The sequence below is a fragment of the Marinobacter sp. MDS2 genome (genome assembly GCF_030718085.1).
In the GTDB taxonomy this organism is placed as follows: domain Bacteria; phylum Pseudomonadota; class Gammaproteobacteria; order Pseudomonadales; family Oleiphilaceae; genus Marinobacter.
The window spans coordinates 256,902-276,894 of the sequence record NZ_JAVAJF010000002.1 but is presented as its reverse complement, the minus strand read 5'-3'; the positions used below and the strand labels follow the sequence as shown (position 1 = coordinate 276,894).

Here is a 19,993-nt window from a genome sequence, read left to right as displayed (position 1 = left end):
GCCTCTAAAACGTTAAGCATATTGGTTTGATCGGGGAGTAAGCGTCATGTTCGATGGCTACACCAGCAGTGAATTGATGTCGATATTTGCCATGCAGGGGTTTGCCGGGCTCTCCCTGTTTTCAGTGTTCGTGCTGATGGCTCTGGGCCTTGCGATCATCTTTGGACAGATGGGGGTGATCAACATGGCCCACGGGGAGTTCATGATCCTCGGTGCCTACACAACCTATCTGACATCCGGTTTTTTCCAATCCTATCTTCCAGGTTTTTTCGGCGGGTACTTCTTTATCGCCATGATTCTGGCCTTCTTGATTTGTGCTGCATTGGGAGCACTCGTTGAGTGGCTCATGATAAGGCATCTCTACCACCGACCACTCGACACTCTGCTCGCCACATGGGGCCTGAGCCTGATCATGCAGCAGGCTTACCGCTCCATCTTTGGCGCCCGGGAGGTGGGCGTTGATCTACCGGAGTGGATGATGGGTGCTATTCAGGTGACCGACATGGTCGACCTGCCAATTAACGGACTGTTTGTCATGGTCATTGCCCTGTCGGTTGCCGTGGGTGTGTATTTGCTTATGTACCGCTCCGGCTATGGCAAAAAGGTTCGCGCCGTAGTCCAGAATCGGCCGATGGCAGAATCCGTGGGTATCAACAGCGCAGGCATAGACCGGGCTACCTTTGCTCTCGGCTGTGGCATCGCCGGTATTGCCGGTGCCGCATTCACCATGATCGGGTCGACCGGCCCTTCATCAGGCCAGGCTTACATCGTCGATACCTTCCTCGTTGTGGTATTTGGCGGCGCCCAAAGCCTGATCGGCACAATCATATCTGCCTTCGGTATCTCACAGGCTCAGTCCACCATGGAGTTCTTCCTCAGTGGGTCCATGGCCAAGGTACTCACCCTGCTGGTTGTGATCGGAATTCTGATGATACGTCCGGAAGGACTCATGGCCTTGAAGGTCCGTCGCTAGGAGATTGTCATGAAGCATTCATCCCTTATGAAATGGTTTGTTTCCCGAGAGGGGCTGTATTACCTCGCACTGGCTTTCCTGCTGGTGGTTATCCTGCCGCTTACCCTGGATTCGTTCCGCTTGAACATGGTGGGCAAGTATCTGACATACGCCTTCGTCGCTATTGGCCTGGTCATGTGCTGGGGTAAAGCGGGCATCCTCAGTCTTGGCCAGGGTGTGTTCTTTGGCCTGGGCGGATACTGCATGGCCATGTTCCTGAAGCTGGAGGCCTCCACACCGGAGGCCACGGCCATTCAGTCCACGCCCGGTATCCCGGATTTTATGGACTGGAACCAGCTCACCGAGCTGCCGTGGTTCTGGGAACCGTTCCATAGTTTCTCGTTCACCTTGCTGGCGGTAATTGGTGTGCCGGTTTTGCTGGCGTTCGTCATCGGCATTGCTATGTTCACCCGACGCGTGGGCGGCGTTTATTTCGCCATCATCACTCAGGCCATTGCGGCGGTGCTGACCATCCTGATTATCGGACAACAGGGCTATACCGGTGGTGTGAACGGCATTACCGACTTGCAGACTTTGATGGGCTGGGACATCCGTACCGATGAGGCCAGAGATATTCTGTACTTCGTCTGCGTCGGCATGCTCTTTCTTTGCCTGTTCGCAGCGCGCCTTGTTCAAAACCGGAAGCTGGGCCGCATCCTCGTCGCCATGAACGCACAGGAAATGCGGGTGCGCTTCTCTGGCTATGACGTGGCAGCCTTCAAAATCTTTGTATTCTGCCTAGCTGCGGCGTTCGCCGGTATTGGCGGCGCTCTGTTCACCCTTTTGGTGGGCTTCATGTCGCCATCGTTCATCGGCATCGTTGCCTCCATCGAGATGGTCATCTTCTGCGCCCTCGGCGGCCGCTTGTCCATCCTGGGTGCTGTCTACGGCGCCCTACTGGTCAACGCCGCCAAGAGTGGTTTCTCCGAATCCTTCCCGGAGCTTTGGCCTTTTGCCATGGGTGCCTTGTTCATTGGTGTGGTGCTGGCTTTCCCGAACGGTCTGGCGGGGCTCTACAAGAGCTACGTTATGCCTCTGGAAAATAAGGTCTTCAAACGCAGCAAGAGTAAAACCGTACCTGTGGTGGCCAAGCCGGCTACTGAACAGGCCGAGGGTTTTAGTCCGATGGCAGGCACCTACAGTTCGGAGAATTCATGATGAGTATAAGCAAGAGCAACAGTGGGGATTTTCTACTGGCGGTTGAGGGCCTGACTGTCTCCTTCGATGGCTTCAAGGCAGTCGACGACTTGTCCTTCTATCTCGACCCCAAGGAAATCAGGGTCATCATTGGCCCCAACGGCGCGGGTAAGACGACGGTACTGGATCTGATCTGCGGCAAAACCAAGGCGACATCCGGTTCTATCAAGTTTGCAGGCAAGGAGCTGACCAAACTCAAAGAGCACCAGATTGTCCATTCGGGCGTGGGCCGGAAATTTCAGACTCCCTCTGTCTTCGAGGACCTGACGGTGTTTGAGAACCTTGAGGTGTCTTATCCCCAAGGCCACAGCGTTATGGGTGCACTGGCTTTTAAGCGGGATGAGGCGGTTATTGAGGCGGTGGAAGATGTGGCGAAAACCATCTTCCTCACCGAAGCCCTACATGAACCTGCCGCACTGCTCAGCCACGGCCAGAAACAGTGGCTGGAGATCGGCATGCTTCTGATTCAGAAACCGGACCTGTTGATGCTGGATGAACCGGTGGCAGGCATGTCTGTGGCGGAAAGGAAGAAGACGGCGGAGTTGCTCCGGGTGATTACCAAGAGCCATACGGTTCTGGTGATTGAGCATGACATGCAGTTTGTCGGCGACATCGCCGACCGGGTCACCGTCATGCATCAGGGCAAGGTTCTCTCGGAAGGGTCCATCAATCATGTGAAATCGGACCCTAAAGTCATCGAAGTCTATCTGGGGCACTGATCATGTTGAGCATCAAACATCATTTGGTGGCTTACGGCCAAAGTACCATCATCCAGGACCTGAACCTGGATGTGAAAAAGAACGAAATTGTCGCTGTGGTTGGCCGCAATGGTATGGGTAAAACCACGCTGATGAAGTCCCTTATTGGCATGACTCCAACCAAAGGTGGCGAAGTCAGCCTGGATGGCACGGATCTGACCCGACTTAAAAGTTATCAGCGTGTACGCGCTGGTCTCGGTTTTGTCCCTCAGGGGCGGATGATCTTCCCAACCCTCACGGTGAGGGAAAACATTGAAACTGGCCTCGCCGCGGTCGGGGAGAAGAAGGTGCCAGAAGATCTGTACGAGATGTTCCCGGTGCTCAAGGAAATGCAAAACCGACGCGGCGGCAACCTGTCTGGCGGCCAGCAGCAACAGTTGGCCATTGCGCGCGCACTGGCCACCCGGCCCAAGGTACTGCTGCTTGATGAACCTACTGAAGGCATTCAGCCCAACATCATCAAGGAAATCGCACAGACGCTGCGGCGCATCCGCGATGAGCGAGGGCTGTCGATTGTGGTGTCAGAGCAGGTATTGAGTTTTGTGATGGATGCTGCGGACCGGATTCTGGTGATCGAGAAAGGCGCCATCGTCCACGAAGAGAGCCGGGCCGAGGCGGATCAGGAGAAGATTGCCAGTTATCTGGCCGTTTAGTTTGATGCAAACCGCTGCGGCCCAAAATTCTGAGTAAGATTTTCGAGAGAGTAACTTATGAGACACGGTGATATTTCCAGCAGTAACGATACCGTCGGCGTGGCGGTAGTGAATTACAAGATGCCCCGACTACACACCAAAGCCGAGGTGTTAGACAACGCCCGTAATATTGCGGAAATGATCAAGGGTATGAAACTTGGTTTGCCCGGCATGGATCTGGTGGTGTTCCCGGAATACAGCACCATGGGCATCATGTACGACAACGATGAGATGATGGAAACCGCCGCCACGATTCCCGGTGACGAAACGGCCATTTTCTCCGCAGCCTGCCGTGAGGCCAATACCTGGGGCATTTTTTCCCTGACCGGTGAGCGCCATGAGGATCACCCGAACAAGGCGCCTTACAACACTCTGATTCTCATCAATAACGAAGGTGAGATTGTTCAGAAATACCGCAAGTGTGTGCCTTGGTGTCCGATTGAGGGCTGGTATCCGGGTGATACCACTTACGTCAGCGAAGGTCCGAAGGGTATGAAGATCAGCCTGATCATCTGTGATGACGGCAACTACCCGGAAATCTGGCGGGATTGCGCCATGAAGGGTGCCGAGCTGATCGTCCGTTGCCAGGGCTATATGTACCCGGCCAAGGAGCAGCAGGTGCTGATGTCCAAGAGCATGGCCTGGGCGAATAACTGCTATGTGGCGGTTGCGAACGCATCCGGCTTCGACGGTGTCTATTCCTACTTTGGACATTCGGCAATCATCGGCTTTGATGGTCGCACTTTGGGTGAATGTGGTGAGGAAGATCTGGGGATTCAGTATGCCCAGCTTTCTATCAGCCAGATTCGCGATGCCCGAGCCAATGATCAGTCCCAGAACCACCTGTTCAAACTGCTGCACCGGGGTTACGCCGGTGTTCACAACTCCGGTGACGGCGACAAAGGGGTTGCAGACTGCCCGTTCGATTTTTATCGCACCTGGGTAATGGATGCTCAGAAAGCTCAGGAAAATGTTGAGGCAATGACCAGGAAGACCGTCGGCACCGCTGAGTGCCCGGTGGGTTCCTTGCCGTTCGACGGCAAAGAAAAGTCTGCAGGAGTTTAAAGCCGGGAGGCGCTGATGCCGTTTATTAATGAGCGGCTGGAAGCCAATCGGGAATCCATTGAAAAGAACCGGGCCGCTTCAGGCCCGGTTCGTGTTTCCCGGTTTCGCTTTGAGCCAGATGTTGTTATGTCCCGCCTGCGGGAGAACATTGTGGGACAGGATGAAGCCCTGACTGCAATGGAATCCATGCTAGTGCGGGTGAAGGCCGATATCGGTGAGGAAAATCGACCGCTGGCGGTTCACCTGTTCCTTGGCCCCACCGGGGTTGGTAAAACCGAAACCGTACGCCTCATCGCCGAAGCCATTCATGGCAACCGGGATGGGCTGTGTCGTATCGATATGAACACCCTGGCCCAGGAACACTACGCGGCTGCACTTACCGGTGCACCGCCAGGCTACGTGGGTAGTAAAGAAGGCCACAGCCTGTTTGATCTAGACAAGGTTCAGGGCTCGTTCAGCAAGCCAGGCATAGTGCTTTTCGATGAAATCGAGAAAGCCAGCAAAGAGGTGGCCCGCACCCTGCTAAACGTACTGGACACCGGCCGGTTGGTACTCCCCTCCGGCAATCGGGAGATCGATTTTCGCAACACCCTTATTTTCATGACCAGCAACGCCGGCGCACTGGATGCCGAGGCGCATCGCCAACGTTATCAAACGGGCTGGCGCCGTTGGTTCGGATTATCACCTGATCAGGGAGAGTCCCTACGTGATACCGCCCTGCGTCGTCATTTTGATCCGGAGTTTCTGAACCGGATTGATCAGATTCTTACATTCAACAGTCTTACGGATAACTGGCTGGAAGCTTTGCTGGACATCGAATTGGCGGGCCTTAATCGGCGGCTGGGCAAAAAACACGCCGAGTTGTCTCTGTCGACGGAGCTTCGGACCGAACTGTCCCGCGGCTACGATGCCCGTTACGGCGCCCGGGAGATGTTGCGAGCTTTTCGCCAGCGTCTGGAACCGGCGGTAGCCAGAGCCCTGCTGGCGCATCCTGGCTGCAAACGATTTGAAGCCAACGTACAGAACAGGACCGTTACTGTGCACCAATACGTCGAATGACGTAGGCGCTGGGGGCATTTCGCGAATACCACCACAGGCGGCGATCGCCGATAGTGAATTACGTCAGCGCAGAAGCCATCAGGCACTGCGTATCACCGGTTTGAACCCTGAAGTCAAGAAACTAGGAGCGCCCGTTATGGCCGAAACCCTTATCAAGATCGACAGAAGCAAATCCGCCTACGAGAATGAGCAAATTCATAACCGTTGGCACCCGGACATCCCCATGGCGGCGACGGTCAAGCCGGGGGACGATTTCGTTCTGGAATGCTACGACTGGACCGGTGGGCAAATCAAAAACGACGACTGTGCTGACGATATCCGGGACGTGGATCTGACTCAGGTGCATTTCCTGTCTGGACCCGTTGCCGTCGAAGGCGCTGAGCCGGGCGATTTGTTAGAAGTGGACATTCTCGACATTGGCGCGTTCCAAGACAGCCAGTGGGGCTTTAACGGCTTCTTCGCCAAGAAAAATGGTGGTGGCTTCCTGACAGAGCATTTTCCAGAGGCCCAGAAATCCATCTGGGACTTCAACGGCATGTTCACCAAATCCCGCCACATCCCGAATGTGGAATTCGCCGGCATGATCCACCCCGGCCTGATCGGTTGTCTGCCGTCCAAAGAAATGTTGATGGAATGGAATCGTCGGGAGAAAGAACTCTACGACACCGAGCCAAATCGCGTACCCGGGCTGGCCAACATGCCATTCGCCGATACGGCGCACCTGGGCAAACTTGCCGGTGACGCCGCCAAGGAAGCCGCAACCGAAGCCGCCCGTACCGTTCCGCCTCGCGAGCACGGTGGTAACTGTGACATCAAGGATTTGTCCCGGGGCTCCAAGGCCTACTTCCCGGTGTATGTAAAAGGTGCCGGCTTGTCAGTAGGCGATCTGCACTTCAGCCAGGGCGACGGTGAAATTACGTTCTGTGGAGCGATTGAGATGGCCGGCTGGATTCACCTGCGGGTTAATCTGATTAAAGATGGCATGTCCAAGTACGGCATCAAGAACCCGGTGTTCAAGCCCAGTACCATCAAGCCTCGCTACGAAGACTATGTCATCTTTGAAGGCATTTCGGTGGATGAGGAAGGCCAGCAACATTACTTGGATGTGCAGGTAGCCTATCGCCAAGCTTGCCTGAATGCCATCGAATACCTGACCAAATTTGGTTATACACCGGCCCAAGGCTATGCACTGCTCGGCTGCGCGCCGGTGGAAGGCCATATCAGTGGTGTGGTGGACGTACCCAATGCCTGTGCAACCTTGTGGCTGCCAACGGAAATCTTCGACTTCGACATCAACCCCACGGCTGAAGGTCCGAAGAAGATGGTTACCCCCGGCACCGACGTGCCTCTGTCACCAGACAAGGAGTAATAAACCATGCCGTTGTACGACTACAAATGCCAGGAGCACGGTTTATTCCAGGAACTGGGCACCGCGGCAGAAGCCGGACATCCGGCAAACTGTCCTGAATGCAAGGTGCTGTCACCACGGGTAATTGTGTTGCCACCGGAGATACTGGCCATGGACCCGGCTCGGCGCAAGGCTCAGGACCGCAATGAGAAAGCGAGGCATGAGCCGATCATCTCCACTGCCGACCAGCGTGCACGGGACGCGGAGCACCGGAAAAGTTGCGGTTGCAAGAAGAAGTCAGCCGGCAAACACATGCTGTTCTATACCGCTGACGGGAAAAAGATGTTCCCTTCCATGCGCCCCTGGATGATCAGTCATTGATTGATCGCGTGTAATCGACCACTTAATTAGCCCCTTCGGGGGCTTTTTTTCCTTCGCGCCCGTTTTCTAAACAAAAGAATTTGCGAATTAGTGTGCAGGATTTCGTCAGCATTTGACGGTAGAATGGCGCACGCAAATAAACCGCCCCAAGGTTAGGGGCGCTGAAGCCTTTATCTCAACGTTTAAAAAGGAAGATATCGTTGAAGACTTCACGGTAATCAAATACGTTTTCTCCATTGTTGGTGCTGCACTACTGGCTGGTGCGATCATTCTATACAACAACACCACTTCATTTCTCGAGCGCTCCGAAACCGCCCAAGGTACCGTCGTTGAGCTGATACGCTCCCGTTCCAGTGACTCTACCAGCTACTACCCTGTTGTTCAGTTCGCGGGCGCCGAGGCTGCAGAAAGCCCCGCTGTCGCTCTAGTGCCAGTTTCTGCCAACTGCTCAGGGCCATCGTTGGCCGCAAATTAATTCAAGCTGTCGGGCAACAACGGCCCCTTCACCCCAACCTCACTCCCACTCCCCGGCCCACCCCCGGAATTCATCCGCACCAAAGGCCCGGAAACCGTCACGCCACCAGGATCCACCTTCAAAAAGCTGCCCCCCGCTTTCAGCGTCACCTCGGCTCCGGCTTCGATCACTATTTTCATACCGGCCTTGTGATGGATTTCGGTGCCGGCTTCCACCAGCTGGTTTTTGCCCTGCTTGCTATGGTGGCTGCCGTTTACGGTGAGGCTGTAGTCGGCGCCGATACTCTCGCGATGTTCGCCATCTGTGGTGTGGTGGCGGTTGCCTTTAGTATGGCTGAAGCGGTTGTTTTCCACCGTCAGGTGGCTGTCGTTCCTGATGACTTCGGTACGGTTGTTTTCTGCCACCAGGTCCAGGTCTTTCTGGGCATGAACGTAAATCTGCTCTTCACCGGCTTCGTCTTCAAACCGCAGCTCGTTACTGCCTTCACCCTTGTGGGTTTTGGTCTTCAGGGTGGTGCGGGTTTTGTGTTCCGGCAGCGCGTAGGGTGGTGTGTTGGTAGCGTTGTAGGTTCGGCCGGTGATGATCGGCTGATCCGGGTCGCCATCGAGGAAGCTGACAATCACTTCATTGCCGATTCGGGGCAAGGCCATAAAGCCATACTGGCCGCCAGCCCAGCCTTGGGATACGCGCAGCCAAGCACTGCTGTGTTCATCGTTGTTCGAGTAGCGGTCCCAGGGGAATCTTACTTTCACCCGGCCGTATTGGTCGCAGTGGATTTCTTCGCCTTCCGGACCGGTCACGATGGCCATTTGGGGGCCGTCCATCATGGGTTTGTGGTTGCACAGCGGCCGCCAGATTTTATCGGCGGGAATGGCGGTGAATTCGTTGGTATAGCTGGTGGGATCGCTGCCGCCCTCTTCTTCCAGTGCTTGCGGTTGTTTGCCGGTGTGGGTGATGGCGGTCAGCAGCCATTCCCGGTTCAGGCTTTGGCTGTCGTGATCTTGCAGTTCCACTTTGGCTCCGGCGGCAAAATCCGGGCGGTTGCTTTTGCCTTTGGCGACGGAAGCGTCGTTTCTGAGTGCCTCTAATCGGGTCTGAGTAAACGGCTGGCCGCTGGCGTCGGCTTTGTAGCGGCCGGGGTAGTCGTAGTGTTGGTAATCGTCGCGATGGTTCACGCCGCCGGCGCTCTGTTCATGCATCAGGGCGTAAGCCGGGTTCTTGAAGGTATAGTCCTTCATCGCCACCGATGAAGCCCGTACCCTTTCTTCGTAGGCGAAGCTGAAGATGCAGGCCTGTCGGGTGCTGCTGCCCGCTTTGGTATTGCACTCTACCGGGGCGAGTTTGGGCGCATCACCGTGATGGTCGGCGATGACTAACGCTGGCTGTTCTTCACCGTCCACGCTGCCGTGCTGATAGCGGAAGTGCCAGCCTTCTTCGGCGGCCAGTCGTTCGACAAATTGCAGGTCGCTTTCGCGGTGCTGGACGCAGTATTCCCGTTCTTCGGGGGAACGCTTTAAATCAAACACCGTATCCCCAATGCCCCGCTCTTCCAGCAGCGTGCGCACAATGGCATCGGTGGTCTGTGCCTGATAAATCCGGCTGTTGTGCATCAAACCTAAACGCCACACCGGAGGTTGGATCACCACTTCGTAATGGGTGCGGCGGTGGCCGGTGTTGCCTCGTACAAACTCGTTCACCACGCCGGTAAAGCGGCGCAATGGCTGGCCATCTTGCCACACCACCAGATCCACCGGCTGCTCCAGCACATCGGGTGCTTGCACATCGGGGTCGGTGCTGGCCAGTTTCACGCGGCCATGGGAGAGCGTGGATAACCCTTCGGTGAGCACAAAGCTGGCGACCAAGAAGTGGTCTGAGGGGAATTCGCCAACACGGGCGGTGTACTGCAATCCGCTTGCCTGGGGCATAACTTCAATCCCTGAAGTGTGTGATTTTGATCTGCTCGTCCTGAGCAAAAAGGATTATAACGAGAGCGCCCCTCAACACCAACCTCCCACTCGGCCCACCTGGCATCTTTTGTTAAACACTGTGAACCGTTACTCTTGGGCCAACATCAAAGAACAAGAGAAGCAACATGGCTGTTTACACAATAGAGATCGATGAAACCTTTGGCGTGCCGCGAAAAAAAGTATTTGCGCTGTTTGCGGACCACCATCGCTTTGGGAAAATGATTGGCGCCCCGGTCAAACGTATCAAGGATAGCGACCAAGCCGACCCAAATGGCGCAGGGTCGGTCCGTAGAGTTGGTCTGGGGCCTTTAAGCATCGAAGAAACCGTTCTTGAGTTCGAGCCCTATACGCTGATCGAATACACCATTACCAGTGCCGGTCCGATCAAAAACCACATAGGCCGCATTCACTTCAGTGACACCAACGACGGTAAAACACGCCTTCGATACATCATCAGCTTTGAAGATATCGTGCCGTTTTCCGGCAAACTGATTCGCTCCTCACTGGAGCTGGGCCTTCGCCGTGGCATCCGACGAGTTCCCGAACTGGCGTAACAAAGCTGTTGTATTGTCGTCAGGTTCAGTAAAATCACGCTCTTTATAGCAAGCAAGGGGCACAGAAATATGGGCAGAGCCTATCAGAATCGCAAAGAGTCCATGGCCAAAACGGCCGCGGCAAAAACCAAGGTCTATAGCAAATACGGTCGTGAAATCTACATGTCGGCCAAATCGGGCGGCGTTGACCCTCAGGCCAATCTATCTCTGCGAGGGCTGATTGAGCGCGCGAAAAAAGACCAGGTTCCTACCCACGTTATTGAAAAAGCCATTGATAAGGCTAAAGGTGGCGCCGGCGAAGACTACTCCACCGCTCGCTACGAAGGTTATGGCCCGGGCAACTGCATGGTGATCGTAGACTGTCTGACTGATAACCCGAACCGCACCTTCGGTGATGTTCGTCTGGCTTTCACCAAAACCAAATGCAAAATCGGCACCCCCGGCGCCGTTGCTCACATGTTCGATCACTGCGCTATTTTTGTATTCAAAGGCCAGGACGAAGAAGCTGTTCTTGAAGCCTTGATGGAAGCCGATGTGGATGTCACCGACATCGAAAATGAAGACGACACCATCACCGTATTCACCCCGAACACCGAGTACGCCAAAGCCAAGCAAGCCTTGGAAGATGCTTTCGAGGGCATTGAGTTTGAGGTAGATGAAATCCAGTTCCTGCCGAAAACCACCACGCCTGTAGAAGGCGATGACATCCCGATGTTCGAAAAATTTATGGATATGCTGAACGATCTCGACGATGTTCAAAACGTATTTCATAACGCAGAACTGCCGCAAGAATAATCTGCGCAAGGCTTTGGCTTCTTATGAGGTAACACATGGCTGGTACAGATGAGGGAATGAAACCTCGTGTCGTGATCCTGAAAACGGGCACAACCTACCCTCAAATCAGAGATCAGTTTGGAGATTTTGAAGACTGGTTTGTGAGCAAACTGTCCAGCCAACTGGACCTTACCATCGCCGACGCCACGCAGGCGCCGCCCCCCGGTCAGCCGGATGAGTGGCACGGAGTGGTCATCACCGGCTCTCCGGCCATGGTGAGCGATCGTGAACCTTGGAGCGAGCAAGCGGCAGACTGGGTAAAAGGTGCCGTTCAGGCCAACATCCCGACCTTCGGTGTTTGTTACGGTCACCAGCTACTCGCCCACGCTCTGGGCGGTAAGGTCGGCTACCATCCGAAGGGACGGGAAACCGGCACTCACAACGTCACTCTATTCGAGAGCGCTCAGACTGACCCTCTGTTCCGCCACCTTCCGCAACAGTTTGCGGCGCAACTAACCCACAAGCAGTCAGTGCTGGAACTACCTCCCGGGGCGGTCTTGCTCGGCGCAACCGATTTTGAACCCCATCAAGCCTTTCGGGTTGGTGAGAATGCCTGGGGTGTCCAGTTCCACCCCGAATTTTCTGATGATGTGATGCGAAGCTATCTTCGGGTTCAGCAACCGGAACTGGAAAAAGAAGGACTGGAAACTCAGTCGCTCCTGAACCTGGTAAAACCTGCGCCCCATGCCACCCAACTGCTGGAACTCTTCTCCGAGTGGGTTATCAACCAACAACGCGAATAAAAGGTTCCTTGCCGGGCCGATTCGAGGGATCGAAACGACTATGACTATGAAGTTAGTAGCCTGCCTCTTGCTGTTGGCATTAATCGGTCTGGGAGTGTGGCATTCCTACAAACCCCTTCCCGAAGGAATCCGATTTGCAGGCAATCCGGCCCCGCTCATGTCCCCTCGCCTGCTAACCGATACCACCCGGCACTTTCCAAACGGCGAAGCAAAACTGGACCACGAAATCTTTGATGAGGCTCTCCGGCTGATTGCTCAAGCCGAGCGGCTCGTCCTGATCGACATGTTCCTTTACAACAGCACAGGCTCTGAGGATACGGAGCCGCGCCCTCTTGCCCGTCAACTGACAGAAGCGTTGATCGGAAAAAAGCGTGCCACCCCCGACATCGACATCGTGGTGATATCAGACCCTCTGAACACCTTCTACGGCGGCAACCGCTCCCCAGAATTTGACGCACTGAAAGAAGCCGGCATTGAAGTCATTATCACCAGACTCGAGCCACTTCGGGACAGCAATCCTGCCTGGTCCGCGCTCTGGCGAGTATGCTGCCAATGGCTCGGGAACAACCCTGACGGTGGCTGGTTGCCAAACGCGCTCGGCAATGAAAAAACCACGCTACGCAGCTATCTTGCTCTGCCCAATTTCAAAGCCAATCATCGTAAAGTGTTGGTCACTGATGCAAGCGATCAGTTCCGGGCGCTCATTACTTCTGCCAACCCACACAACGGCAGTAGCCGGCACAGCAACATCGGGCTCACGTTTGGCGGGCCAGCGGTAAGAGATGTAATCAAGAGCGAGCGTGCCGTCGCCCAAATGTCCGGAGCCAACACGCAAACGTTTGACCGCTGGCTCAACCAATTGGCCACTACCGATCACACCGCACCCGAAACATCAGAGGCCATAAAATTACTCACCGAGTCCGCCATTCGCGATCAGGCGCTGGATATGATCAACCGCAGCCGCCACGGTGAAGCCATAGACATCGCCATGTTCTATTTCTCGCACCGGCCGATCATTGAGGCGCTGAAAGGCGCTCAACAACGAGGCGTGCGTATCCGATTGTTGCTGGATGCTAACAAGGACGCCTTCGGGCATGAAAAGAATGGCATACCGAATCGCCCGGTTGGCCACGAGCTGCACCAAGCCGGCATTCCTGTACGCTGGTGCAACACCCAAGGTGAGCAATGCCACAGCAAGTTGCTCATTTACACACCGGAAACCGGAATCCAGGAACTATTGTTGGGTTCCGCCAACTTCACCCGACGAAATCTGGACGATCTCAACCTCGAATCCAATATTTGGCTGAGCATAGCCAACGAACACCCTGTCGCCCAAAAAGCCACTGCGTTCTTCAACGACCATTGGGAGGGCGAATACCAAAGCCACTTGCCGCTCAGCTTGCCCTATTCCGAGTGGGCCGATGGTTCGCGCCTGAAATACTGGCAATATCGGCTTATGGAAGCCACCGGCCTTTCAACCTTCTGATCACCAAGCAAGTGTCCATGAACGTTTTGTATGTTGAATGATGGGGCCGGGCGTTCTAGGGTTAAGTTAACTAAACAAACGAGAAAGGAGTCTGCAATGAACGGCATTCGACGCTATGCCAAGCAGTTTTCGCTTGTAATGGCCATTCTGATGGCTTTTGCCACCACGTTTTCCGTATCCGCACACGCGGGCATGGTCGGGACCGGTGAGTTGATCCAACAGCAACAGGTCAACCTGGATCGTCAACAACTACTGGACATGCTCGAGCAGCAAGACGTTAAAGACAAGCTTGCCGAGCTGGGCGTCAGCGAAGACCAGGTGGCTGAGCGCATCCAAAATCTGACCCCCGCCGAATTGGCCGATTTTGAACAACAGTTGGCTGAAGCCCCCACCGGCGAAGGTGTTGTCGGGATTATCGTGCTATTCCTGTTGGTCTTCATTATCACCGACATGCTTTGTGCAACTAACCTGTTCTCCTTTATCAATTGCATTCGCTAGTCCCCCTCATTTTTCAGTCGATCATCTCTCGATGTAGCAGACTGGCAGCCCTTCTGGGGCTGCTTCTGCTCGTCGGCTGTGCAACCACCCCGCCTTGGCCCGACCCGGCCATTGCCGGTCAGACTGACATTCAACCTCAGCAACTGTTGGTTGATGTTCCCTTTTTTCCTCAGGAGAAGTACCAGTGTGGTCCGGCGTCTTTGGCCACCATGCTGAATAGCCAAGGGCTCAACACTGATCCGGAAATTCTGAAAGAACTGGTCTACCTCCCCGGACGGGAAGGCTCGTTGCAGGTCGAAATGGTAGCCGGTGCACGCTCACACAACATGGTGGTTTACCCACTAAAGCCCGACATCGAATCGCTTCTCACCGAAGTGTCAGCGGGAAATCCCGTGCTGGTCATGCAAAACCTGGGATTCAGCTGGTGGCCACAATGGCACTTTGCGGTGGTGGTCGGCTACGATCATCAGGACGAAACCCTGATACTCAATACCGATACCCGAAAGCATAACCGCCAACCTTACGAAGTCTTCCACAACACATGGAACCGAGCTGACCGCTGGGCAATGGTGATTCTGCCGCCTGATCAATTACCGGCAACCGCAGAACTTCTTACCTGGCTGCGGGCAGCCCATGATCTGGAAACCACTGGCCACACGCTCGCGGCAGAAACCGCCTACCGCACCGCAGAAAACCATTGGATGAACGAGCCTGCACCGCTTTTGGCCTTGGGCAACCTGGCCTATGCGCAAAAGCGTTTTAAAGCCGCCGCCAATCACCTGATCCGCGCAACCGAGCGGTTTCCCGAGTTCGCTGAAGGCTGGAACAATCTGGCTTACGCACTTTCAGCGGCAGATTGCTCTGAACAGGCTACTCATGCCTTGGCCTGCGCAGCTAATCTGGCGTCTGAGCGCTTTCAGGTAGAAGACTTCCAATCAGACACTCCAGCACCTGTGAACGGCTTCACGTGCCCGAGCCTTCCGGCCTGCCCGGTCAAGAACAACTAGCCAAACAGGGTCAAACGGGCTTATGCAAAAGCACAACATCTTTAGCCGGAATCTCCAGCCGCCAGCCATAATGCGAGGCCAACCATTTAAAGGTGTCTTCCCGGTAGAACACCACGTGTGTCGGGTCGCGTCGATAGTGCCAGTTGTCAAAACGATCATCGTCGGTTTGAAAACAGGTCATCAGACCGAGCAACCCGCCAGGCTTCAACAGCTGATCAAACCGGGCAAACACCTCGGCCGGGTGAAACAGGTGCTCCACCACTTCGGTGCAGGTAACGAAATCGTAGCGTGTCTCCAGCGCAGCATGCTCGGGGTAAAAGAACAGATCGTACAGCGCCATCGAGAAGCCCGCTTCTTCAAACATCCTTGCCAACGCCGGGCCCGGACCACAACCAAAGTCCAAACCAGCCGCACCCTGGGGTAAGGCAGCCATCATAGGCTCTGCCAGTCTGGACAGAAAGCGCCGGTAACCGGCATCGCTCGGATCGTTGTCATGCAACTGATACACCGCGCGTTCTTCATCGGGGGGCAAACGGCATTCCGGTGCCATAACCGTTGCTTTACAGGTGCGACAACGCAGATAGCGCTTTTGCGCGATCTCTCGGAACGGCCCCAGTTCAGCCTGTTGGCACACCGGACACGGAACGGACGTTTTCTTCACCAAAACACCTCAATGACTGAATACATACAACCCTTCCACGTTTCGCAAAATTCCTTTTGTCATATTCGGCCATGCGGCCAGATTGTGACTTGTCACCACAATGCTCTCAGAGACAGCTGCCTATACTGGCGCAAAAACAGCCTCCAAAGGCTGGATAATAACAAGCGCTGTTCAATGACGAATACCCTGAGAGACACTCATATGGATATGTCGACGCCCCTTGCATTGGAGGTGCCGATCATTTCGGCACGTTATGCTCGCCGTTTTGTTCAGTTTATGGAGAAGCGCGGCGTAAAACGAAACACCATTCTGACGAAAACCGGCATTACCGATGAACTGCTCAACAATCCTGAAGCCAGCCTGTCTATGACGCAGGTGCTTGAGCTGCTCCGACAGGCCGACTGGCTAATGGCCGATGAGCGTGCGCCCTTTGAATTTGGCAAACAACTGGACCTGCCCTGCCACGGACTTCTAGGGTTCGCCATGCTGGAACAAGAAAACCCCAGGCGCCTGGTCAGCATGATCGTACAATACTTGCGCGTCGGGCTTCCCCTCATGGATATGGAGCTGGCATCAACCGGCTCCACCTTTCGTTTGAAGGTGATCGACAGCTGGGGCGTGGGTGATCTCAAAGCCTGTCTGGTGAAAATCTACATGGGCAGTATTTATCGTGTTTCGTGCCAGGTCTGTAGCCACTTCACCTTCCGGTTCGATTTCCCTAGCAACCTTCCGCTGGAAAACTGGGAACTGCTCGCACCAAATTGCGAGTTCATCTTTGACGCCAACACCAACGAAGTCACCATCCCCTTAAAAGGCGCGCCGGTTCGAAAAGACGATTCTAATCTGGAATTTCTGGTCGCGAGAACCCGCCACTCCCAGTCACAAAAACGGGTGGAATGTGATGAAACCGTGCAACAGGTCCGGGAACTGATTATGAGTCAGCCCGGCCGCCCCTGCACCACCCAAAACCTTGCTCGCCGGCTGGACATGAGCCCAAGAACACTTCGCCAGCACTTGGCGAAGGCCGGCACATCATTCCGCGAGCTTCGGAACGAAATACGTGAAAGCTTTGCCACTTTGTATTTAAAAGACACCAACGTATCGCTGGAATCCATCTCTGAAAAACTGGGGTTCAGTGATCAAGCCGGCTTCACCAAAGCGTACCGATCCTGGACAGGGCAAACCCCCGGTGATGTCCGAAAGAAAGCCCGAAACAAAAAGTGAGCAAAGTCTCTTCACCTTGATGTCGTTCACGGTTTGAGCAAAATCCTGCCCCCACTACCGCTTTAGACAAAAATGGTGCCGTCACCCGCAATGACGGCACCTCCTCCTTCCCCGTCTAATAACCCTGCAATTGTGGGCTCAACGCCTATGACCAAGGGAACTACGCAAGTCCGATCGAATGCCCTCATCGGTGATGTCTGCAACCTAACGACAACAATGACCGCAAGACAGAGGACGAATGAATGAAACTCAGTAACCTCAATACCAACGTGCGCAAGCTCGGCCCCGCCGTAGCCGCTGCAGCACTGATGGCTGGTGGTGCGAGCAACGCAGCAGCAGAACAAGTCTCAACCGAACTGGCCTTTGAATGTCCGTTTCCGCTGATTGGCACCCAACCCATTCGCGCGCAAATCAGTGCTGACATTCCCGCCGTAGCATCTGTGGGTGAACCAACCCCACAATTTGAAGTGACTGCGATTACCGTGGTCAATGACGATGCCCGCACCGGTTTGAAACTCGTTGGCTCCGAAACCGTCGAAGGCGTCGCCACAAGCACAAACAACATCATTACGGCTGGCCGTGCTCTGGAGCAAATTGTCACCCTGCAGATTCCGCCTACCGCTATTCCTGCCGAAACTGGCGAGTTCAATGTGCCAGCCTCGGGTGTGGCGCCCGAAATCCTGTTCACCGCCGATGACATCGGCCAGGCTGAAATTCGCGTTGGCGCTTTACAGCTCGAGCTGATCGCGCGTACCGCGAACGGTGACATTGCTCCAGCACCCATCGGTGAAATCACCACCGACTGTGTGCAGCTGCCGAACCAGAACAACCTTCTACAAACCATCACCGTCGCTGGTGAGGTCGTCGAAACACCACGCATCAGCGTGGATACTCAAGAACTGGCCTTTGGTTCCGTACAGGCAGGTTTGAGCGCTCAGCAGTCTGTTTCTATCCTCAGCACCGGCAGTGCCGCGCTGGGTATCAACAACATCAGCATCAGCGGCCCTGATGCGCAACTGTTTACCCAAACCAGTGATTGCGGCTCTTCCCTGGCTCCAGATGCATCTTGTAGCGTTAACGTAACCTTCGCACCAAGCACCGACGGCACGCGTAACGCCACTCTCACCATTGAGTCTACCGATGCCGACAAGCCAAGCATCGACGTTGCCCTATCAGGCCGAGGCACTCTGGCACCTACACCTGAAATTGCCGTTACCCCGGGTTCTGTAGATTTGGGCCGCGTCCAGGTTGGCACCAGCAAATCAGAGCAAGTGAGCATTGCCAACAACGGCAACGCCGCTTTGCAGATCGACAGCATTGCGCTGACAGGCTCCAATGCCAGCGACTTCACCCAAACCAACAACTGCACCACGGTCGCTGCGGGTGCTAGCTGCTCTGTCGAGCTGAACTACACAGCGGGCGCTGCTGGCGTGAGCACCGCAGCCCTGGTGATCCGCTCCAGCGATACCGAAAATGCCGAAGTGACTGTACCTGTCACCGTTGAAGCCTTTGAAGAACCCACAGGCGGCACTGAGCTTGAGCTGCTATTGGGCCTTGAAGGTTCCACTCTAATCGCCGCGAATGGTGGCAGCCTGCCACTGAACGGCACTATCGCCACGTTGCTTGATCTGGCCTCTGGTACTTTCGAAGCAGACACGCAGGTGAACCCAACGTCTGGCAACTTCACCATCAAGGTACTGTGGAGCAAGATGCACGCAGCGGCCAACGTTGAATTCGAGCAAGCCGGGCTGACCACCGGCTCTCTGGTCGATGGCAAGCTGACCGCTAACTCCCCGCTTTACGTGAAAGTGCCCAAGGTTGCGATCAAACTCTTCGGCCTGCCAGTGCGCATCGGTGGGGGCGATCAGTGCCGCACCAGCACTCCAGTTGATATTCAGCTAACCAGCCCCGAAGGCTCCAACTTCTCGCCAGCAACCGGCGGCAACGTAACCGGTGTTTACGACCTGCCACCGCTCGAGAACTGTGGCCTGCTGACCAGCCTGCTAAACAAGTTCATGTCTGGCCCGGGTAATACCATCAGCCTGAACCTGACTCCGCAATAAGTTCTGAAAGTTCCGGCCATGCCGGGAATCGGGCACAAACGGCAAAGCCGTTTGTGCCCCACAAGCACGACAAAAAAATCAATAACAAGGGATACTGATATGAAAAGCCTGAAAAAAACCGCGTTGGTGCTGGCTGTCGCCGGGCTCCCGTTAGCTGCCCAAGCTGACCTAAAGCCACTTGAAGACGCTCACATGAGTAATGTTACCGGCCAGGCCGGTGTCACCATCGAGCTGGAAACTAAACTCTCCATCGACGAATTCATCTACACCGATGAAGGCTCATTCTCCATCAAGGACATCAAAATTGGTGGTGCAAACCGTACCGATCTGTTTGAAGAAATCACCAATTTCCGCGACGTGCTGTTTGGCGGGGCTAACGATCTGATCGACAACATCAAGATCGATATCGACGTGGCTGCAGACGGCGATGCCATCATCAATATCTGGCCCATCACCGCCGCCCCGATCGATTTTGGCGTTAGTACCGGCAACTGGTCGCTGCAAGGCGCCACCGATTCTACCCTGCTGGCAAGCAACTTCAGCATGGTGGGTGCGTTCACCAAGGTCGGCCTCCATATCGATACAGCGACCGATACACTTAACCTGAAAACACAGGTCGGCATTTCAGATCTGGATGTCGATGTTGATTTTCTGGCACTGGGCATCCGCGATTTGAAAATGACCGGCGCGGACTACATGGGCACCAAGCTTGATGGGTCAGCAGCGAATCCCAGCGTTTTGACACTGGGTGCCAACATCGACATGGATATATACAAATCCACTCGTTTGGCCGACCCCACTCAAGATGCATTGGCGATTGATCTGAACACCTTTGCGGCAGACATGTCGATTGGCGATGTTCTGGTTGGCGGAACCTCGATCGGCTCCGTCATGCTCGACAACCTGGTGGTTGAGAACACCACCATGCGGATTTACGGTCACTAAAACACAGTCAGAGGGCTCGGCCGT

General features: G+C 55.0%; 20 protein-coding genes. 18 read left to right on the top strand and 2 right to left on the bottom strand.

Features of this window, described 5'->3' with window-relative positions; translation table 11 throughout:
- The first annotated feature begins 46 nt into the window (after positions 1–46).
- The 9 genes from urtB (at position 47) to Q9245_RS12075 (ending at position 7,987) form a co-directional block, all read left to right on the top strand.
- On the top strand, positions 47–973 hold the full coding sequence (gene urtB, locus Q9245_RS12115) for an urea ABC transporter permease subunit UrtB (protein WP_305897430.1): 927 nt from the start codon (positions 47–49) through the stop codon (positions 971–973).
- Between the two features lie 9 nt (positions 974–982).
- Positions 983–2,170, top strand: coding sequence for an urea ABC transporter permease subunit UrtC (gene urtC, locus Q9245_RS12110; protein ID WP_305897429.1), 1,188 nt, complete (start codon positions 983–985; stop codon positions 2,168–2,170).
- Positions 2,167–2,928, top strand: coding sequence for an urea ABC transporter ATP-binding protein UrtD (urtD, locus tag Q9245_RS12105; RefSeq protein WP_371824815.1), 762 nt, complete (start codon positions 2,167–2,169; stop codon positions 2,926–2,928). The genes urtC and urtD overlap by 4 nt, the downstream gene beginning before the upstream one ends.
- 2 nt (positions 2,929–2,930) lie before the next feature.
- Complete coding sequence (gene urtE / locus Q9245_RS12100) at positions 2,931–3,620, top strand: urea ABC transporter ATP-binding subunit UrtE (RefSeq protein ID WP_305897428.1); 690 nt, start codon at positions 2,931–2,933, stop codon at positions 3,618–3,620.
- Between the two features lie 57 nt (positions 3,621–3,677).
- Complete coding sequence (locus Q9245_RS12095) at positions 3,678–4,724, top strand: aliphatic amidase (protein WP_305897427.1); 1,047 nt, start codon at positions 3,678–3,680, stop codon at positions 4,722–4,724.
- A 15-nt stretch (positions 4,725–4,739) separates the two neighbouring features.
- The gene (locus Q9245_RS12090; protein ID WP_305897426.1) at positions 4,740–5,783 is read left to right on the top strand and encodes an AAA family ATPase; all 1,044 of its coding nucleotides are present in this window, start codon (positions 4,740–4,742) and stop codon (positions 5,781–5,783) included.
- A 136-nt stretch (positions 5,784–5,919) separates the two neighbouring features.
- A complete protein-coding gene (gene fmdA, locus Q9245_RS12085) occupies positions 5,920–7,152 on the top strand; it encodes a formamidase (RefSeq protein WP_305897425.1) in 1,233 nt (410 codons plus the stop codon).
- Between the two features lie 6 nt (positions 7,153–7,158).
- Positions 7,159–7,512: a zinc ribbon domain-containing protein gene (locus Q9245_RS12080; protein ID WP_305897424.1), complete on the top strand. Its 354-nt coding sequence runs from the start codon at positions 7,159–7,161 to the stop codon at positions 7,510–7,512.
- Between the two features lie 112 nt (positions 7,513–7,624).
- Positions 7,625–7,987 carry a DUF3592 domain-containing protein gene (locus tag Q9245_RS12075; protein WP_305897423.1) on the top strand — a complete coding sequence of 121 codons (363 nt, stop codon included), beginning with the start codon at positions 7,625–7,627 and terminating at the stop codon, positions 7,985–7,987.
- On the opposite strand, the gene Q9245_RS12070 is transcribed toward Q9245_RS12075, so the two are convergent.
- On the bottom strand, positions 7,984–9,912 hold the full coding sequence (locus Q9245_RS12070) for a type VI secretion system Vgr family protein (protein WP_305897422.1): 1,929 nt from the start codon (positions 9,910–9,912) through the stop codon (positions 7,984–7,986). The genes Q9245_RS12075 and Q9245_RS12070 overlap by 4 nt on opposite strands.
- A gap of 167 nt (positions 9,913–10,079) precedes the next feature.
- Here Q9245_RS12070 and Q9245_RS12065 point away from each other — a divergent pair, with 167 nt between their 5' ends.
- The 6 genes from Q9245_RS12065 to Q9245_RS12040 all read left to right on the top strand — a co-directional run bounded on the left by Q9245_RS12065 (position 10,080) and on the right by Q9245_RS12040 (position 15,076).
- Positions 10,080–10,508, top strand: coding sequence for an SRPBCC family protein (locus Q9245_RS12065; RefSeq protein ID WP_305897421.1), 429 nt, complete (start codon positions 10,080–10,082; stop codon positions 10,506–10,508).
- Positions 10,509–10,577: 69 nt separating this feature from the next.
- Positions 10,578–11,303 carry a YebC/PmpR family DNA-binding transcriptional regulator gene (locus Q9245_RS12060; protein ID WP_305897420.1) on the top strand — a complete coding sequence of 242 codons (726 nt, stop codon included), beginning with the start codon at positions 10,578–10,580 and terminating at the stop codon, positions 11,301–11,303.
- Between the two features lie 56 nt (positions 11,304–11,359).
- Positions 11,360–12,085 (top strand): glutamine amidotransferase, encoded by a 726-nt coding sequence (locus Q9245_RS12055; protein WP_305897419.1) that lies wholly within the window; start codon positions 11,360–11,362, stop codon positions 12,083–12,085.
- 40 nt (positions 12,086–12,125) lie between these two features.
- Positions 12,126–13,571: a phospholipase D family protein gene (locus Q9245_RS12050; RefSeq protein WP_305897418.1), complete on the top strand. Its 1,446-nt coding sequence runs from the start codon at positions 12,126–12,128 to the stop codon at positions 13,569–13,571.
- 96 nt (positions 13,572–13,667) lie between these two features.
- Positions 13,668–14,069, top strand: coding sequence for a PA2779 family protein (locus Q9245_RS12045; protein WP_305897417.1), 402 nt, complete (start codon positions 13,668–13,670; stop codon positions 14,067–14,069).
- Positions 14,057–15,076 carry a PA2778 family cysteine peptidase gene (locus Q9245_RS12040; protein ID WP_305897416.1) on the top strand — a complete coding sequence of 340 codons (1,020 nt, stop codon included), beginning with the start codon at positions 14,057–14,059 and terminating at the stop codon, positions 15,074–15,076. The genes Q9245_RS12045 and Q9245_RS12040 overlap by 13 nt, the downstream gene beginning before the upstream one ends.
- A 10-nt stretch (positions 15,077–15,086) precedes the next feature.
- Here the strand turns inward: Q9245_RS12040 and Q9245_RS12035 are convergent, their stop codons facing one another.
- Complete coding sequence (locus Q9245_RS12035; protein WP_305897620.1) at positions 15,087–15,626, bottom strand: class I SAM-dependent methyltransferase; 540 nt, start codon at positions 15,624–15,626, stop codon at positions 15,087–15,089.
- A 285-nt stretch (positions 15,627–15,911) separates the two neighbouring features.
- Between Q9245_RS12035 and Q9245_RS12030 the strand changes: the two genes are divergently transcribed.
- The 3 genes from Q9245_RS12030 to Q9245_RS12020 all read left to right on the top strand — a co-directional run bounded on the left by Q9245_RS12030 (position 15,912) and on the right by Q9245_RS12020 (position 19,969).
- Positions 15,912–16,961: an AraC family transcriptional regulator gene (locus Q9245_RS12030; RefSeq protein WP_305897415.1), complete on the top strand. Its 1,050-nt coding sequence runs from the start codon at positions 15,912–15,914 to the stop codon at positions 16,959–16,961.
- A gap of 242 nt (positions 16,962–17,203) precedes the next feature.
- Entirely contained in the window at positions 17,204–19,024 is a 1,821-nt protein-coding gene (locus Q9245_RS12025; RefSeq protein WP_305897414.1) for a choice-of-anchor D domain-containing protein, read from the top strand.
- A gap of 99 nt (positions 19,025–19,123) precedes the next feature.
- Positions 19,124–19,969: a DUF6160 family protein gene (locus Q9245_RS12020; RefSeq protein ID WP_305897413.1), complete on the top strand. Its 846-nt coding sequence runs from the start codon at positions 19,124–19,126 to the stop codon at positions 19,967–19,969.
- The last annotated feature ends 24 nt before the right edge of the window (positions 19,970–19,993 follow it).

Excerpts from the sequence above, each read along its gene's own strand:
- urtB (WP_305897430.1), top strand. The coding sequence starts at position 47 with ATGTTCGATGGCTACACCAGCAGTGAATTGATGTCGATATTTGCCATG.
- urtC (WP_305897429.1), top strand. The coding sequence starts at position 983 with ATGAAGCATTCATCCCTTATGAAATGGTTTGTTTCCCGAGAGGGGCTG.
- urtD (WP_371824815.1), top strand. The coding sequence starts at position 2,167 with ATGATGAGTATAAGCAAGAGCAACAGTGGGGATTTTCTACTGGCGGTT.
- urtE (WP_305897428.1), top strand. The coding sequence starts at position 2,931 with ATGTTGAGCATCAAACATCATTTGGTGGCTTACGGCCAAAGTACCATC.
- Q9245_RS12095 (WP_305897427.1), top strand. The coding sequence starts at position 3,678 with ATGAGACACGGTGATATTTCCAGCAGTAACGATACCGTCGGCGTGGCG.
- Q9245_RS12090 (WP_305897426.1), top strand. The coding sequence starts at position 4,740 with ATGCCGTTTATTAATGAGCGGCTGGAAGCCAATCGGGAATCCATTGAA.
- fmdA (WP_305897425.1), top strand. The coding sequence starts at position 5,920 with ATGGCCGAAACCCTTATCAAGATCGACAGAAGCAAATCCGCCTACGAG.
- Q9245_RS12080 (WP_305897424.1), top strand. The coding sequence starts at position 7,159 with ATGCCGTTGTACGACTACAAATGCCAGGAGCACGGTTTATTCCAGGAA.
- Q9245_RS12070 (WP_305897422.1), bottom strand. The coding sequence starts at position 9,912 with ATGCCCCAGGCAAGCGGATTGCAGTACACCGCCCGTGTTGGCGAATTC.
- Q9245_RS12065 (WP_305897421.1), top strand. The coding sequence starts at position 10,080 with ATGGCTGTTTACACAATAGAGATCGATGAAACCTTTGGCGTGCCGCGA.
- Q9245_RS12060 (WP_305897420.1), top strand. The coding sequence starts at position 10,578 with ATGGGCAGAGCCTATCAGAATCGCAAAGAGTCCATGGCCAAAACGGCC.
- Q9245_RS12055 (WP_305897419.1), top strand. The coding sequence starts at position 11,360 with ATGAAACCTCGTGTCGTGATCCTGAAAACGGGCACAACCTACCCTCAA.
- Q9245_RS12050 (WP_305897418.1), top strand. The coding sequence starts at position 12,126 with ATGACTATGAAGTTAGTAGCCTGCCTCTTGCTGTTGGCATTAATCGGT.
- Q9245_RS12045 (WP_305897417.1), top strand. The coding sequence starts at position 13,668 with ATGAACGGCATTCGACGCTATGCCAAGCAGTTTTCGCTTGTAATGGCC.
- Q9245_RS12035 (WP_305897620.1), bottom strand. The coding sequence starts at position 15,626 with ATGGCACCGGAATGCCGTTTGCCCCCCGATGAAGAACGCGCGGTGTAT.
- Q9245_RS12030 (WP_305897415.1), top strand. The coding sequence starts at position 15,912 with ATGACGAATACCCTGAGAGACACTCATATGGATATGTCGACGCCCCTT.
- Q9245_RS12025 (WP_305897414.1), top strand. The coding sequence starts at position 17,204 with ATGAAACTCAGTAACCTCAATACCAACGTGCGCAAGCTCGGCCCCGCC.
- Q9245_RS12020 (WP_305897413.1), top strand. The coding sequence starts at position 19,124 with ATGAAAAGCCTGAAAAAAACCGCGTTGGTGCTGGCTGTCGCCGGGCTC.